This is a genomic window from Candidatus Deferrimicrobiaceae bacterium (assembly GCA_036504035.1).
Classification (GTDB): Bacteria; Desulfobacterota; Deferrimicrobia; order Deferrimicrobiales; family Deferrimicrobiaceae; genus JANXPS01.
Window position 1 is genome coordinate 194,120 of sequence record DASXVV010000014.1, and the last position, 14,895, is coordinate 209,014.

Consider the following 14,895-nt stretch of genomic DNA (forward strand, 5'->3'; position numbering starts at 1 on the left):
CATGCGAGGCGCCCGGATCCTCTCGACCGGACGCGCGTTGCCGCCGCGCGTCGTGCCCAATGACGAATTGACGACGCTGATGGACACGACCGACGCCTGGATCGTCCAACGCACCGGCATCCGCGAGCGCCGCTACGTCGCGACGGGGGTCGGTTCCGCAGAGCTGGGCACACAGGCTGCGGCGGCGGCCATCGAAAAGGCGGGGCTTACCCCCGCCGACATCGATTTCATCGTTTTCGCGACCCTTTCCCCGGATCATGTCTGCCCGGGCAACGGCGTCATCGTCCAGGAGAAGCTGGGCATGCGCAACGTGGGGGCGCTCGACGTCCGCAACCAGTGCAGCGGCTTCCTTTACGGCTTGTCGGTCGCCGAGGCGTATGTCAAGGCCGGCATGCATGAACGGGTGCTGGTCGTCGGGGCCGAGGTGCAAAGCACCGGCCTCGACATGACCACGCGCGGGCGGGACGTTTCCGTCATCTTCGCCGACGGGGCGGGCGCCGTGGTCGTCGGTCCCTGCGACACCGGCCGGGGCATCCTGTCCTGCCATCTCCATTCCGAGGGCAAGTACAAGAAGGAGCTGATGGTCGACGCCCCCAGCTCGCTCGATTCCCCGCGCGTCTCCCACGATATGGTCGATTCCGGCCGCCACTATCCCTATATGAACGGCCGCTACGTGTTCGCGCACGCCGTAAGGCGCTTCCCCGAGGTGATCCGTGAGGCGCTCGAGGCCAACGGGCTGACGCTCGACGACCTGTCGCTGCTGGTGCCGCACCAGGCCAACCTGCGCATCACGCAGGCGGTCGGCGATGCGCTCAAGCTTCCGCCTGAAAAGGTCTTTTCCAACGTCGAGCGGTACGGGAACACGACGGCCGCTTCCATCCCCATCGCCCTCGACGAATGCGTCGAGCAGGGCCGGTTGCGCGAGGGAGATCTCGTCTGCCTCGCGGCGTTCGGCTCCGGCTTCACCTGGGCTTCGACGCTCCTCCGCTGGTAGGGAAGGCAAGAGCGTTCCGTTGCGCGTCAAGGTCCGCGACATGGCCGAGGAAGACCTCGACGCGGTGATGGCCATCGAGCGCGAATGCTTCCCGACGCCCTGGTCCCGCGGCATGTTCTCCGAGGAACTGGGGCGCGAATATTCCGACGCGATGGTCGCCTTGCCGGCCGAAGGGGGCGGGGTGGCCGGATACGCGGTCTGCTGGACCATCGCCGGCGAGTCGCACCTTCTCAACATCGCCGTCGCCCCCGCGTATCGGGGGCGGAGCGTCGCCTGCCGGCTGCTCGCCGAGTGCATCCGGCGCGGCGCGCGGGGCGGGGCCGACCGCATTCACCTCGAGGTCCGGGCGGGAAATGACGACGCCATACGGCTCTACCGGGGGCACGGCTTCGAATTCATGGGAATGCGCAAGGGGTACTATACTGACACCGGGGAGGATGCCATCCTCCTGTCGCGTGAGATTCGGGAGAGCGATGCCAAGTAGCCAACTGGGATTCAGGAAGGGGACGATCGTCCGGAACGAAGGGCACGGATCGATCTTCTACCGGATGGAAGTCGACCTGCCCGAGCCGGTCCGATTCGTGCCCGGTCAGTTCGCGATGGTCTCCGGATGGCCGGGCAGCGACCCGCTGCTTCCCCGGCCGTTTGCGATCTTCCGGTCCGGATCGAACGCCGGCCGGCACAGCGTCGAGTTCGTCTACAAGGTTGTCGGACGCGGCACCGCGCTCCTCTCCGGATTGCACGACGGCGATCCCGTCTCCCTCACGCTGCCGCTTGGGCGCGGCTTCGATCTGTCCGGGGAGGGGCGAACTTACTGGTTGGTCGGCGGCGGCGTCGGCTTTTCGACCCTGTTCCCGGCGGTCGATGCGCTCGCGCACCGAAAGGCGGCAGGGTTCGAGCTGTTCCTCGGAGGCCGTACGCGCGACCAGCTGCCGCCCAGGGAATGGACGCCCGGCGGCCAGGCGCCCGGCCGGTTCCACCTGTGCACAGACGACGGCACGGCGGGATTCCACGGCACCCTGGTAGACGCCCTTCGCGAACGAATGAAAGGGGTGCCGGCTGCCGACCTCGCGCGCATCACGATCCTCGCCTGCGGTCCCCACCCGATGCTCAAGGGGCTGGCCGGGCTGGCCGCGGGCGCGGGCGTCGCCATGCAGGCATCGCTCGAAAATCACATGGCCTGCGGGTTCGGCGTCTGCTGGGGCTGCGTGACGGCGATCCGCGACGGCGAAGCCACGGCCTACCGGCGCGTCTGCAAGGAAGGCCCGGTGTTCGACGCGAAGGAGGTGGTCTGGTGACTGCCATATCCCTTCCCGATCTTTCCGTAAACCTGGGCGGCGGGCTGTCGATCAAGAACCCGGTGATGACCGCATCCGGCACGTTCGGATACGGCCTCGAATTCTCCCCGTTCTACGACATCTCGCGGCTGGGTTGCCTTATCGTCAAGGGGCTGTCGCGCGAACCGGTCCTCGGCAACCCTCCCCAGCGGATCGTCGAGACGGCTTCCGGCATGCTCAACGCCATCGGTCTTCAGAACATCGGTGTCGAGCGGTTCGTGCGCGACGTCGTGCCGCGGCTCGAGGACGCCGGCGCCACTTTCGCGGCCAACATCTACGGCAAGACGCCCGAGGATTACGAGGCCGTGGCGGCCCGGCTTTCCGAGGTCGACGCCCTTGCCGCCATCGAGGTCAACGCATCCTGCCCCAACGTGAAGGAGGGCGGCATCGCCTTCGGCTCCTCGCCCGAGGGAATCGCCCGCCTGACCGAACGCGTACGGCGCGCGACCCGAAAGCCGCTCTGGGTCAAGCTTAGCCCCAACGTGACCGACGTCGGTGCGATCGCGAAGGCGGCCGAGGAGGCGGGGGCCGACGCCGTGACGCTCATCAACACGCTGGTCGGCCTGGCGGTCGACCACCGGTCGCGCCGGCCGAAGCTGGCCAACGTGACCGGCGGCCTATCCGGGCCCGCCATCAAGCCGGTCGCGCTGCGCATGGTGTGGGAGGTCTGCCGCAAGGTCAAGATTCCCGTCATCGGCATCGGCGGCATCCAGAGCGCCGAGGACGCGCTCGAATTCCTCCTCGTGGGCGCATCCGCCGTCCAGATCGGCACCGCCAACTTCAGGAACCCGCGGGTCGCGGCCGAGGTGGTCGAGGGGATCGAGGCGTTCCTGCGTACGGAGAAGATTGCGTCGGTCGCGGAATATCGGGGGACCCTGCGCCTGCCTTAGCCGTCCCGAAATCGGTGATTGCGTCGCGGGTTGCTCGTGTTATACTCACTTTCGGTATTATTGGAAAGTGGGCCGTCGCCCACTTTTTTTTTCATGCGGAATAAAAATGCAGACATCGATAAGATCATGGCGCTCGCGGCCGAGGTGGCTTCCGAGGATGGCCTGGAAGTGTATGACGTGCGCGTCGAGACCGAGGGGCCCCGCGTTTCGATCCGGGTGTTCCTCGACAAGCCGGCCGGCGGCGTCCAGCTCGGCGAGATCGAATCGTTCAGCCGCCGGTTCGGCGCGCGCCTCGACGTCGAAGATCCCGTCGAAGGGCCGTTCGTCCTCGAGGCGTCTTCACCGGGCGTCAACCGTCCGCTGACCCGCCCCGGGCACTACGCCGCGGCGATCGGGAAGCGGGTCCGGGTCACACTGGTCGAGCCGATCGATGGGGTTCGCAATGCCGTCGGCATCCTCGAAATCGCCGACGCCGAAACGATCGTCATCCGGCGCGAGGCCGGCCCCCTGTCGATCCCCATGCGTCTCGTCCGCAAAGCCAACCTGGAAGCGACCCAGGAAGAACTCTTCGGGAAGGGAAAGAAGAAAAAATGATTCTGGATATCGGTCAGATCATCGCGCAGCTCGGGAAAGAAAAGGGCATCGACAAGCAAGTCATCGTCGATGCCATCAAGGAAGCGCTCGAGAGCGCCGCGCGCAAGAAATACGGTGTCAACAAGGTTCTCGAGGCGACGTTCGACCCCGACACGGGTGAATTCGAGATCCTCGAGTTCCGCACCGTCGTCGCCGAGGTCAACGACGCCGATACCGAGATCTCGCTTGCCGAGGCGGCCGAGCTCGATCCCGAGGCGATCGAGGGCGACAATCTGGGCTTCCGGTTAAGCACCAAGGACCTGGGCCGCATCGCCGCGCAGACCGCGCGCCAGATCATCATGCAGAAGGTCAAGGACGCCGAGCGCGAGGTGATCTACAACGAGTTCATCACCCGCAAGGGCGAGATCATCAACGGCATCGTCCAGCGCTACGAGCGCGACACGCTCGTGGTCGACATGGGAAAGGCCGAGGCGGTCATGCCGCCCTTCGAGCAGATTCCGCGCGAGCGCTACCGCCAGGGCGACCGCATCCGCGCCTACATCAAGGACGTGACCCGCACGCCGCGCGGCCCCGAGATCCTGCTGTCGCGCTCCGATCCGCGCGTCATTCTCAAGCTGTTCGAACAGGAAGTCCCCGAGGTCTACGAAGGCGTCGTGTCGATCCTGAGCGTCGCCCGCGAGCCGGGATTCCGCACCAAGATCGCCGTTCGCTCGAAAGACCGCGACGTCGACCCGGTCGGCGCCTGCGTCGGCATGAAGGGCTCCAGGGTCCAGAGCATCGTGCAGGAGCTTCGGGGCGAGCGGATCGACATCATCGCCTGGGACGAAGATCCCGCCAAGTTCGTCTGCAACGCGCTCCAGCCCGCCGAGATCATCCGCGTGCTGGTCAACGAGGCGGGCAAGTCGATGGAAGTCATCGTCCCCGAGGAGCAGCTGCTGCTCGCGATCGGCAAGAAGGGGCAGAACGTCAAGCTCGCCTCCAAGCTGATAGGGTGGCACATCGAGGTCCGCGCCGAGGGGCAGGTCGACGACGCGCTCAAGCGGGCCGAAGGTCTGTTCGCGCCCAAGAAGCCCGAAGGCGAAGAGCCCGTCGCCGAGCCGCCTGAAGGCGTGCCTTCGACGGATGAACCGTCGACGGAAGATGCGCCTGCAGAACCGGCAACTGAAAATGCGCCTGCCGAGCCGGCAGCGGAAGGCGCGGCCGAGACCGGCGGCGAGACCGACGGTGGGGTCTCCAAAGAGTAGCCACATCCCGCAGCGCACCTGCGTGCAATGCGGGTCGACCGGCGACAAGCGGCTGTTGCTGCGCATCGCCGGCAAGCCGGGGGCCGGTTGGGCGCCCGATCCGGCAGGCAGGAGTCCCGGGCGGGGCATCTACCTGTGCCGGAAGGCCGAGTGCATCGAACGTTTCTCCCGGCGCATCCGCACCGAAAAGGGCGGGGCGCGCTGGAAGATGGGCCGGAGCGGAATCGATCTGGCGGAACGCTTGACCGCCCTTTGGGCGGCGGAAGACGAGAAAGCAGGGGGATTGGATGGAGAAGGTGCGGGTTCGCGATCTGGCCAAGGAACTGGGAATGGAGACCAGCAAGGAGCTCCTCGCATTCCTTGACAAGATCGGCTTCAAGAACAAGTCGGCGTCCAGCAACATCGAAGGCGACCTGACCGAGCGCGTGCGGGCGCATTTCCGGAAACAGTCCGCACCGCCGCCCCCGCAGCAGCCGACCGTCGTGACCAAGTCCGACGGCACGATGGAGCGCCGCTCCTCGCGCGTCGTCCTCCGCCGCGGCCCGGCCACGCCTCCCCCCCAGGAACCTCCCGTCGGCGAAGCCGAGACGACGCCCGCCGAGTCGGCGGATGCTCTCCAGTCCGAGGCCGTCGAAGTTCCGCCGACTGTCGAGACCGCCGCCGAGCGGCCCGCGGCGGTTCCCGCCCCCGAGGTCGTCGAGCCTGAGCCCGTGGCATCCGAGCCGGTGGTCCGGGTCGTCGAGAAGTCGCCCGCCCAGAAGGCCGAAGAGGAACGCAAGGAAAAGGACAAGAAGTGGAAGAAGGTCAAGCCGCACGAGAAGAAGGTCCAGAAAGGCGTCCTCAAGAAGCACATCATCGAGGAGATCGTCGAGGAGGCCGCCCCCGAGGCCCCCGAGGTACCCGAGGCGCCGGAAACGCCTGAAGCGCTCGCCAAGCCTGAAGGTGAAAAGCCCGTCGCGGCGCCCGCCATCGTCCGGCAGTTCCAGCCGATGCGCGCCCAGAAGCGGCGGGGCAAGCCGGGCCGCGAAAAGAAGGTCCCTTCCACGCAGCCGCTTTCCGCTCACAAGCGGGTATTCAAGATCGAAGAGGTCATCACGGTCGGCGACCTGGCGCACCGGATGGGCGTGAAGGCGTCCGACGTCATCAAGAAGCTTCTCGAGATGGGAATGCCCTCGACGCTCAATCAACTGCTCGACGCCGAGACGGCCGGCCTGCTCGCCCAGGAATACGGCTTCACGGTCGAGAACGTGGCGCCCGAGATCGAGAGCATGTTCGACCCGGAAACCGATCCCGAGGAACACCTCGTGCCGAGGCCACCTGTCGTGACCATCATGGGGCATGTCGACCACGGCAAGACTACCCTGCTCGACGCGGTCCGGTCGAGCAACGTCACGGGGTCCGAGGCCGGCGGGATCACCCAGCATATCGGCGCCTACGAGGTCGAGCACGCCGGACGCAAGCTGGTCATCCTCGACACGCCGGGCCATGAGGCGTTCACCGCCATGCGCGCCCGCGGGGCGTCCGTGACCGATATCGTCATCCTGGTCGTCAGCGCCGACGACGGTGTGATGCCGCAGACCATCGAGGCGATCGACCATGCCAAGGCGGCCGGCGTGCCGATCGTCGTGGCGGTCAACAAGATCGACAAGCCGGGGGCGCAGCCCGACCGCATCCGCCAGCAGCTGTCCGATCACGGACTCCAGCCCGAGGAGTGGGGCGGCACCACGCTCTTCGCCAACATCTCCGCCAAGAAGCGGGAGGGCATCGACGCGCTGATCGAGCTGGTGCTGCTGCAGGCCGACGTGCTCGAGCTCAAGGCCAACCCCGACAAGCTCTCGCGCGGCACCGTCATCGAGTCGCGCATCGAAAAAGGCCGCGGCGTGATCGCCACGGTCCTCGTCCAGGACGGGACGCTCAAGGTCGGCGACCCGATCGTCATCGGCTCCAACTACGGGCGCGTCCGGGCGCTGTCCAACTCCCGCGGCAAGCGTCAGGACATCGCGGGCCCCGGCACGCCGGTCGAGATCCAGGGGCTTAACGGCCTGCCCGAGGCGGGCCAGAAGTTCGCCGCGATCAAGGACGAACGCACCGCGCGCCAGATCGCCCTCTACCGCGCCGACAAGGAGCGCGAGAAGGCGGTCGTCCGTCCCCGCATGAGCCTCGAAGACCTGCATCGACGGATCGAGGACGGCGACCTGAAGGAGCTCAATATCATCATCAAGGCCGACGTGCAGGGGTCGATGGAGGCGCTCAAGGTCTCCCTCGAGAAACTTTCCGGCGCCAAGGCCAAGGTCAACATCATCCGCAACGGCGTGGGCGGCATCTCCGAATCCGACGTCATGCTGGCCTCCGCCTCGCAGGCGGTCATTATCGGCTTCAACGTCCGGCCCGAGACCCGGGCCGGCGAGATCGCCGAGCGCGACGGGGTCGACGTCCACCTCTACTCGGTCATCTACGATGTCGTCGACGACATCCGGAAGGCGATGGAAGGGCTACTCTCCCCGACGCTCAAGGAAGTGGTGCAGGGCCGCGTCGAGATCCGCGAGACCTTCCACATTTCCAAAGTCGGGACCATCGCCGGCTGCAAGGTGCTCTCGGGCAAGATCATGCGCACATCCAACGTCCGTTTGCTCCGCGACAATGTCGTCGTCTTCGACGGCAAGCTTGCGTCGCTCAAGCGGTTCAAGGACGACGCGAAGGAAGTGCTCGAAGGGTTCGAGTGCGGCCTGGGCATCGAAGGCTACAACGACCTCCAGGTGGGCGACCAGATCGAGGCGTACACCATCGAGAAGGTTGCCGGGGTTCTCTAGTGCCCGCATGCGGGGCGAAGCGCTAGCCGTGCTGGTTGCCGTGCTGATCGCCGACCTCCGCTTTTTGGACGCGCAGTCGCTGAAGGACAAGCGGCAGCGTCTCTCGAGCGTTGTCGCACGGCTACGCTCCCGGTTTCCGGTCTCCGTGGCCGAGACCGCGTTCCACGACCTGTGGCAGCGGGGACGCATCGGCGTCGCCCTGGCGACCACAGACGCGGGGCTGGCGCAATCGATGATGGACCGCATCCGGAACCAGATCGGAACCGACGGCGAGGTCGAATTGCTCGACAGCCGGGTCGAATTGATCGACATCGAGGAGGGCTCGACGTGAAAGGCCGCGGCGACAGGCCCGTCCGGGTGGGCGAACGAATCCGGGAAGAGCTGTCCATGATCCTCCAGTTCAAGGTCAAGGACCCGGGCGTGGCGCACGTGACCATCACCGAGGTCCGTGTGACGCCCGACCTCAAGCTGGCGCGCGTCAACTATTCCGTGCTTGGCACCGACGACGAGCGCCGGGAGGCGGCCCGGGCGCTCCGCCGCTGCAACGGCTTCCTGCGCGCCGAGGTCGGTCACGCCCTGAACATGCGCTATTCCCCCGAGCTGACCTTCTTCCACGACGACGCATTCAACAAGGTCGCCCGCATCGACCACCTGCTCGATATGGTCGCGAAGGAGGCGGTCCCCGCCCCCGAGTCGCCGAAAGAGGAGGGGAGCGACGATGAATGACATCGAGGCCATCGGCCGCGTCTTCCGCGAGAACGACCGCTTCCTCATCGCCTGCCACGAAAATCCCGAAGGCGACGCCATCGGCTCCGAGCTTGCGCTGGCGCTCGCGCTGCGCCGGATGGGGAAGGTGGCGACGGTGCTCAACGCCGACCCGGTGCCCGCCAACCTCCGATTTCTTCCCGGCGTCGACACCATCATCTTCGAAGACGACGGGACCGACTACCCGGTCTCGGTGATCGTCGATTGCGGCTCCCCCGAGCGCACCGGCCGCGTCGGCTCCGTCCTGTCGCGCAGCCCGCTCCTCGTCAACATCGACCACCACAAGACCAATGGGGCCCATGGCGATCTTCGGCTGATCGACCCGACCGCCGCGGCCACGGGGCTGCTCATCCATCGGCTGCTCGCGGCCATGGGGCAGCCGATCGGGCTCGACGTCGCCCTCAACATCTACGTGTCGGTGTTGACCGACACCGGCTCGTTCCACTATTCGAGCGCGAATCCCGAGGCGTTCCACGTCGCCGGGGAGATGGTGGCGCTGGGCATCGACCCCTGGAAAGTTTCGGAGCATCTCTTCGAGTCTCAGGAAACCGATCGCGTCAGATTGCTGGGCCGCGTGCTCGACTCGCTCGAGCTGTCGCCCTCCGGCCGGTTCGCCTCGATCACGACTACCCGGCAGGACCTTGCCGATTTCTCTGCCTCGCGCGACTTCCTCGAGGGTTTCATCAACTACCCGCGTTCGATCGCAGGTGTCGAGGTCGCCGTTTCTTTCCGAGAGGAAGGGGACGGCAGCTGGCGCGTCAGCTTCCGCTCCAAGGGGCGCGTCGACGTGGCCGAAGTCTCCTCCCGCTTCGGCGGGGGAGGTCACCGGAACGCGTCGGGGTGCACCGTCAACGGCACGCTTCCAGAGGTCAAGGGCAAGATCTTCGCGGCGCTGGAATCGGCGCTTACGTGACCTGCGGCGTCATCGTCCTCGACAAGCCCGGCGGCATCACCTCATTCAGGGCGGTCCAGCTCGTCGGGCGCATCCTCCGGGAAAAGAAGTGCGGGCACGCGGGGACGCTCGACCCGATGGCGACCGGAGTCCTGCCGATCTGCGCGGGGCGCGCCACCAAGATCGCCGGGTATCTCACCGTCCAGGACAAGGAATACGAGGTCGCCTTCCGGTTCGGCCTCTCGACCGATACGGGCGACGTCACGGGCAAGCCGGTCACGGAGCTCCAAGGAGCCACGGTGCCCGAGGCGGTCGTGCGGGAGGCGGTGGGCGCGCTCGTCGGAAGCTGGATGCAGACGCCGCCGCCGGTCTCCGCGATCAAGGTCGACGGCGTCAGGTCCTACAAACTGGCGCGCCGGGGGGAGGCGGTCGAGCTTGCCCCGCGCAGGGTGACCGTGACCGAGGCCGAGCTGCTTTCCGTCTACGCCGACGGTTTCCGGATGCGGATCGCCTGCTCGAAAGGTTTTTACGTCCGGTCGCTCTCGCGCGACCTCGGCGCCCTGTTCGGCGTCCCGATGGCGGTCGCCGCCCTTCGCCGGACGCGCTGCGGCCCGTTCCACGTCTCCAGCGCTTTGACACTCGAGCAGCTCGAGCAGGCCGCGAAGGACGGTTCCCTCCAGGCCGGCGTCATCCCCATCCCGCAGGCGCTGGCGCACGTCCCCTCCCGAACGATTCCCCCCCAGGGCGTCGACGCGGTTCGACAGGGGCGCACGCCGCAGGCATGGCTCGACGGGTTCGAGCCGGGCGAGGGCGGCGTCGGGCTTCTCGTCCGCGAGGATGGCGACCCGGTGGCCCTGGTCTCGCGTGATCCCGCGGGCGGCTGGTCGATCGTCCGGGGCATATGATTTACACGCTTTCCGCGTTGTGCTATAAATGAACATTCCGTAAACCATCGTAAAAGCGAACATTCGAGAGGAGAAGGGCGAAAGAACATGGGCTTGTTGACTGAAAAGAAGAAGGATCTCATCGGGCAGTACCGGATTCATGAGTCGGACACCGGGTCGCCGGAAGTCCAGATCGCGCTGCTGACCGAGCGGATCACCATGATCACGGACCACCTCAAGAGCCACAACAAGGATTTCAACTCCCGCCGTGGCCTGCTGAAGCTCGTCGGCCAGCGCCGGCGTCTTCTGACGTACCTCAAGGGGAAAGAATCGCTGCGCTACAAGGCCGTCCTCGATTCTCTCGGCCTGCGCAAATAATCATTAACTAGAACGCCTCCTTCATTAAAATCTCCATTGCGCGGCCGGGTTTCGAGGGTCGCCCAGGAAGGGAATACTTTACTGTGGCACACGTGTACGAAGCGGAAATAGCGGGACGGAAGCTCTCCATCGAATCGGGTTACCTGGCGAAGCAGGCCGGCGGCGCCGTCGTCGTCAAGTACGGCGATTGCGTCGTCCTGGTCACGGCGTGCGGCACCGAGACGCCCAGGCCGGGCATCGACTTCCTGCCCCTCGTGGTCGACTACGTCGAGAAGACGTTCGCCGTGGGCAAGATCCCGGGCGGCTTCTTCAAGCGCGAAGGGCGCCTCTCCGAAAACGAGGTGCTTACCTCACGCCTGATCGACCGGCCGATCCGACCGCTGTTCCCCAAGGGCTACTACAACGAGATCCAGGTCACCGCGACGGTCCTCTCCGCCGACAAGGAAAACGACACCGGCGTTCTCGCGATGATCGGCGCCTCGGCCGCCCTAGGCATTTCGTACATCCCCTTCAGCGGTCCCATCGCCGGCGCGCGCGTCGGCCGGATCGACGGCCAGTTCGTGATCAACCCGCTTCACGCCGACATCCCCCGGTGCGACCTCAACCTGTTCGTCGCCGGAAGCCGCGACGCCATCCTCATGGTCGAGGGCGAGGCATCCGAACTGTCCGAAGAAGAAGTGCTCGACGCCATCCTGTTCGCCCACAAGTCCATCCAGCCGCTCCTCGACCTGCAGGAAAAGATGCAGGCCGAGATCGGCAAGGAAAAGCTGGTGTTCGCGAAGGAATCGCTCACCGACGAAGAGACCGCCCGCGTCCGTTCGATTGCCGAAGGACCGCTCCGCGAGGCCTACGCCACGACCGCCAAGCAGGACCGGCGCCGCAAGATCGACGAGGCGGGCGAGGCTGTCCGCGCATCGTTCTCCGACGAGGAGCGCTCCGCGAAGGCCAACCTCATCTCGGGCGCCCTCAAGAGCATCGAGAAAGAGATCGTTCGCGGCAAGATCCACGCCGAGAAGAAGCGCATCGACGGCCGCGGCTTCGCGGACGTCCGCCCCGTCTCGTGCGAGGTCGGCGTCCTTCCCCGCACCCACGGCTCCGCGGTCTTCACCCGGGGTGAAACGCAGGTGCTCGCCACCGCCACCCTGGGCACCTCGCAGGACGAGCAGCGGATCGACTCGATCCTGGGCGACACCAAGAAGTCATTCATGCTCCACTACAACTTCCCGCCGTTCAGCGTCGGCGAAGTCCGCATGCTGCGCGGCCCCGGCCGCCGCGAGATCGGCCATGGCGCTCTCGCCGAGCGCGCGGTCGCCAAGATCCTGCCGGCCGACGGCGTGTTCCCCTACACGATCCGCCTCGTCTGCGAGACGCTCGAGTCCAACGGCTCCTCGTCCATGGGCTCGGTCTGCAGCTCCTCGCTGGCGCTGATGGACGCCGGCGTTCCGACCACGAGCGCCGTCTCGGGCATCGCGATGGGCCTCATCAAGGACGGCGACAACGTCGCGGTCCTCTCCGACATCCTGGGCGACGAAGACCACCTCGGCGACATGGATTTCAAGGTCGCCGGCACCGAGAAGGGCGTCACCGCCATCCAGATGGACATCAAGATCGGCGGCGTCAGCCGCGAGATCATGCTGGCAGCGCTCAAGCAGGCTCGCGAAGGCCGCCTCCACATCCTGTCCAGGATGAACGCGGCGCTGTCGGAAGCGCGGGCCGACCTGTCGGCCTACGCGCCCCGTATCTACGTCATGAGCATCAAGACCGACAAGATCCGCGAGATCATCGGCCCCGGAGGCAAGGTCATCCGCGGCATCCAGGAGCAAACCGGCGTCAAGATCGACATCGACGACGACGGCACGGTCAAGATCGCGGCCACCGACGGCGCCTCGGCCAAGGCGGCCATTTCGATCATCGAAGGCATCGTCCAGGAGCCCGAGATCGGCAAGGTCTACGAGGGCAAGGTCCGCAAGATCATGGACTTCGGCGCCTTCGTCGAGCTCTTCCCCGGCACCGACGGCCTGCTGCACGTCTCCCAGATCTCCAAGCTCAGGGTCAACACCGCCGACTGCTTCAAGGAAGGCGATATGGTCACCGTCCGCGTCCTCGAAGTCGATCGCGACGGCAAGATCCGGCTCACCCACAAGGAGTTCGAGACCGAGGGCGAGTTCAAGGAAGCCGAGCCGGGCAGCATTCCCGAGCGGACCGACCGCGGCGATCGCGACCGTGGCGACCGCGGCGGGCGTGACCGTGGAGGCCGCGGGGGCCGCCGCTAGGCATCATTCTCAACGATGCATCGCAGCGCAGTCCTGTGGGGATGCAAGGCGCAGGGGGGCCGTCGATGACGGTCGAAAAGACGGTCCTCGATAACGGCGTCACGGTCGTCAGCGAGCAGGTCCCGTGGATGCACTCGGTCGCGGTCGGCCTGTGGGCTCCCGTCGGGTCCCGCGACGAGGCGCTCGCCGACAACGGCATCTCGCACTTCATCGAGCACATGCTTTTCAAAGGCACGACGCGCAGGGGGGCCCTCGACATCACTCGAGAGATCGAGTCGGTCGGGGGTTCCCTCAACGCGTGCACCGAACGGGAATACACCTGCTTCTACGGACGCGCCCTCGAACGCGATTTTCCCCTCGTCACCGACCTGCTCTCCGACATCTATCTCGACCCCGTCTTCGATCCCGATGAGCTCGAGCGCGAGAAGGGCGTCGTCCTCCAGGAGATCCTCATGGTCGACGACACGCCCGAGGATCTGCTCGACGACTTTTTCCAGGACCGATACTGGGGAGGGCACTCGCTCGGCTATCCCGTCCAGGGCACCACGGATACGGTCGAGTCCTTCGACCGGGAAGCCGTCCGGCGCTATTTCCTCGATCGCTATCGCCGGCCGGGCATCGTCGTATCGGTCGCCGGCAAGATCCCGCACGACCGCGTGGTCGACGAGTGGTCGCGGCGGCTGGCTCCCCTCGCGCTTTCCGGGGGGCCGCAGGTCGTCGAGCCGGTCCCGGCCAAACCCGGCATCCACATGAAGGAGCGGCCGCTCGGGCAGCTTCACCTGTGCGTCGGAGCGCCGTCGGTCTCGCTTCGCAGCGAGGAGCGTCACGTCGCCTACGTCCTCAACACGCTTCTGGGCGGCAGCATGAGCAGCCTCCTGTTCCAGGAGGTCCGCGAGAAGCGTGGGCTGGCTTACTCCGTATACTCTTCCATCTCCTGCTATTCCGATTCGGGCATCCTCAAGATCTATGCGGGCACGACGGCCGACAAGGGGCACGAGGTGCTCGCCGTCGTCGCCGACGTGCTTTCGCAACTGCGCGAGGGGAAGATCGAGGAACGCGACGTCCTCCTGGCACGCGAGCTCATTCGCGGCAACCTGCTCATGGGGCTCGAAAGCGGCGAGAACCGCATGACGCGCATCGCGCTCAACGAGTTGTTTCTCGGCCGGCAGGAATCGCCCGAAGATGTGCTCGAGAAGATCGACGCGGTGACCGTCGATCACGTCGCCGCCTTCGCGAAGACGATGCTGGCGCACGACCGCTTCTCGGTGGCCGCCGTGGGCGACATCCCGGCCGGCCGGCCGCTGGCGCTCTGACGAATTCATCGATGAACCTCTCGCTCGAAATCGTCCTCCGGTGCGTCCGGCCCGGCAGCGAGTCGCTGCTCCCCGCGCGGCAGACCGAGGGCGCCGCAGGCTTCGATCTTCGCGCCGACGTCGAATCCGAGCTGGTCATCCCGCCGATGGGTCGCCACGCCGTTCCCACGGGCATTGCGGTCGCGATCCCGCACGGCGCCGAGGGGCAGGTTCGTCCCCGCAGCGGCTTGGCGCTCGACCACGGGATCACCTGCCTCAACAGTCCCGGCACGATCGACAGCGACTACCGCGGCGAGGTCAAGGTCATCCTCGCCAACCTGGGAGACCGGCCGTTCGTTGTCCGACGGGGCGACCGGATCGCCCAGATCGTCTTTGCGCCCGTGGCCGAGGCCTCGTTCCGGGTGGTCGATGCGCTCGACGAGACCGGCCGCGGCGACGGCGGGTTCGGCTCCACCGGCCGGTAGCGGCGCCGCAACTGCCAAAGCCGGCAAAGCGGGTCGGCCCAAGATTCCTTTCGAAGG

General features: G+C 66.4%; 15 protein-coding genes. All 15 read left to right on the forward strand.

Features of this window, described 5'->3' with window-relative positions; translation table 11 throughout:
- The first annotated feature begins 1 nt into the window (after position 1).
- The 15 genes from VGK27_13365 to dut all read left to right on the forward strand — a co-directional run bounded on the left by VGK27_13365 (position 2) and on the right by dut (position 14,838).
- A complete protein-coding gene (locus tag VGK27_13365; protein HEY3491093.1) occupies positions 2–994 on the forward strand; it encodes a beta-ketoacyl-ACP synthase III in 993 nt (330 codons plus the stop codon).
- Between the two features lie 19 nt (positions 995–1,013).
- Complete coding sequence (rimI, locus tag VGK27_13370; GenBank protein HEY3491094.1) at positions 1,014–1,478, forward strand: ribosomal protein S18-alanine N-acetyltransferase; 465 nt, start codon at positions 1,014–1,016, stop codon at positions 1,476–1,478.
- The gene (locus tag VGK27_13375) at positions 1,468–2,292 is read left to right on the forward strand and encodes a dihydroorotate dehydrogenase electron transfer subunit (protein ID HEY3491095.1); all 825 of its coding nucleotides are present in this window, start codon (positions 1,468–1,470) and stop codon (positions 2,290–2,292) included. Before rimI ends, VGK27_13375 begins: the two co-directional genes overlap by 11 nt.
- Positions 2,289–3,221 carry a dihydroorotate dehydrogenase gene (locus VGK27_13380; GenBank protein ID HEY3491096.1) on the forward strand — a complete coding sequence of 311 codons (933 nt, stop codon included), beginning with the start codon at positions 2,289–2,291 and terminating at the stop codon, positions 3,219–3,221. Before VGK27_13375 ends, VGK27_13380 begins: the two co-directional genes overlap by 4 nt.
- A gap of 126 nt (positions 3,222–3,347) precedes the next feature.
- Positions 3,348–3,815, forward strand: a complete 468-nt coding sequence (gene rimP, locus VGK27_13385) for a ribosome maturation factor RimP (GenBank protein HEY3491097.1) — start codon at positions 3,348–3,350, stop codon at positions 3,813–3,815.
- Complete coding sequence (gene nusA, locus VGK27_13390) at positions 3,812–5,059, forward strand: transcription termination factor NusA (GenBank protein ID HEY3491098.1); 1,248 nt, start codon at positions 3,812–3,814, stop codon at positions 5,057–5,059. The genes rimP and nusA overlap by 4 nt, the downstream gene beginning before the upstream one ends.
- Before the next feature lie 287 nt (positions 5,060–5,346).
- Positions 5,347–7,869 carry a translation initiation factor IF-2 gene (infB, locus tag VGK27_13395; GenBank protein ID HEY3491099.1) on the forward strand — a complete coding sequence of 841 codons (2,523 nt, stop codon included), beginning with the start codon at positions 5,347–5,349 and terminating at the stop codon, positions 7,867–7,869.
- Between the two features lie 7 nt (positions 7,870–7,876).
- Positions 7,877–8,200, forward strand: a complete 324-nt coding sequence (locus VGK27_13400; protein ID HEY3491100.1) for a DUF503 domain-containing protein — start codon at positions 7,877–7,879, stop codon at positions 8,198–8,200.
- Positions 8,197–8,595 (forward strand): 30S ribosome-binding factor RbfA, encoded by a 399-nt coding sequence (gene rbfA / locus VGK27_13405; GenBank protein ID HEY3491101.1) that lies wholly within the window; start codon positions 8,197–8,199, stop codon positions 8,593–8,595. The genes VGK27_13400 and rbfA overlap by 4 nt, the downstream gene beginning before the upstream one ends.
- Positions 8,588–9,547, forward strand: a complete 960-nt coding sequence (locus VGK27_13410; protein ID HEY3491102.1) for a bifunctional oligoribonuclease/PAP phosphatase NrnA — start codon at positions 8,588–8,590, stop codon at positions 9,545–9,547. Before rbfA ends, VGK27_13410 begins: the two co-directional genes overlap by 8 nt.
- Positions 9,544–10,431: a tRNA pseudouridine(55) synthase TruB gene (gene truB / locus VGK27_13415; protein HEY3491103.1), complete on the forward strand. Its 888-nt coding sequence runs from the start codon at positions 9,544–9,546 to the stop codon at positions 10,429–10,431. The genes VGK27_13410 and truB overlap by 4 nt, the downstream gene beginning before the upstream one ends.
- An 87-nt stretch (positions 10,432–10,518) precedes the next feature.
- Positions 10,519–10,788, forward strand: coding sequence for a 30S ribosomal protein S15 (rpsO, locus tag VGK27_13420; protein HEY3491104.1), 270 nt, complete (start codon positions 10,519–10,521; stop codon positions 10,786–10,788).
- 83 nt (positions 10,789–10,871) lie between these two features.
- Positions 10,872–13,061, forward strand: coding sequence for a polyribonucleotide nucleotidyltransferase (pnp, locus tag VGK27_13425; GenBank protein ID HEY3491105.1), 2,190 nt, complete (start codon positions 10,872–10,874; stop codon positions 13,059–13,061).
- 65 nt (positions 13,062–13,126) lie between these two features.
- A complete protein-coding gene (locus VGK27_13430; protein HEY3491106.1) occupies positions 13,127–14,374 on the forward strand; it encodes a pitrilysin family protein in 1,248 nt (415 codons plus the stop codon).
- Positions 14,375–14,385: 11 nt separating this feature from the next.
- Positions 14,386–14,838: a dUTP diphosphatase gene (gene dut / locus VGK27_13435; GenBank protein ID HEY3491107.1), complete on the forward strand. Its 453-nt coding sequence runs from the start codon at positions 14,386–14,388 to the stop codon at positions 14,836–14,838.
- Positions 14,839–14,895: the final 57 nt, after the last annotated feature.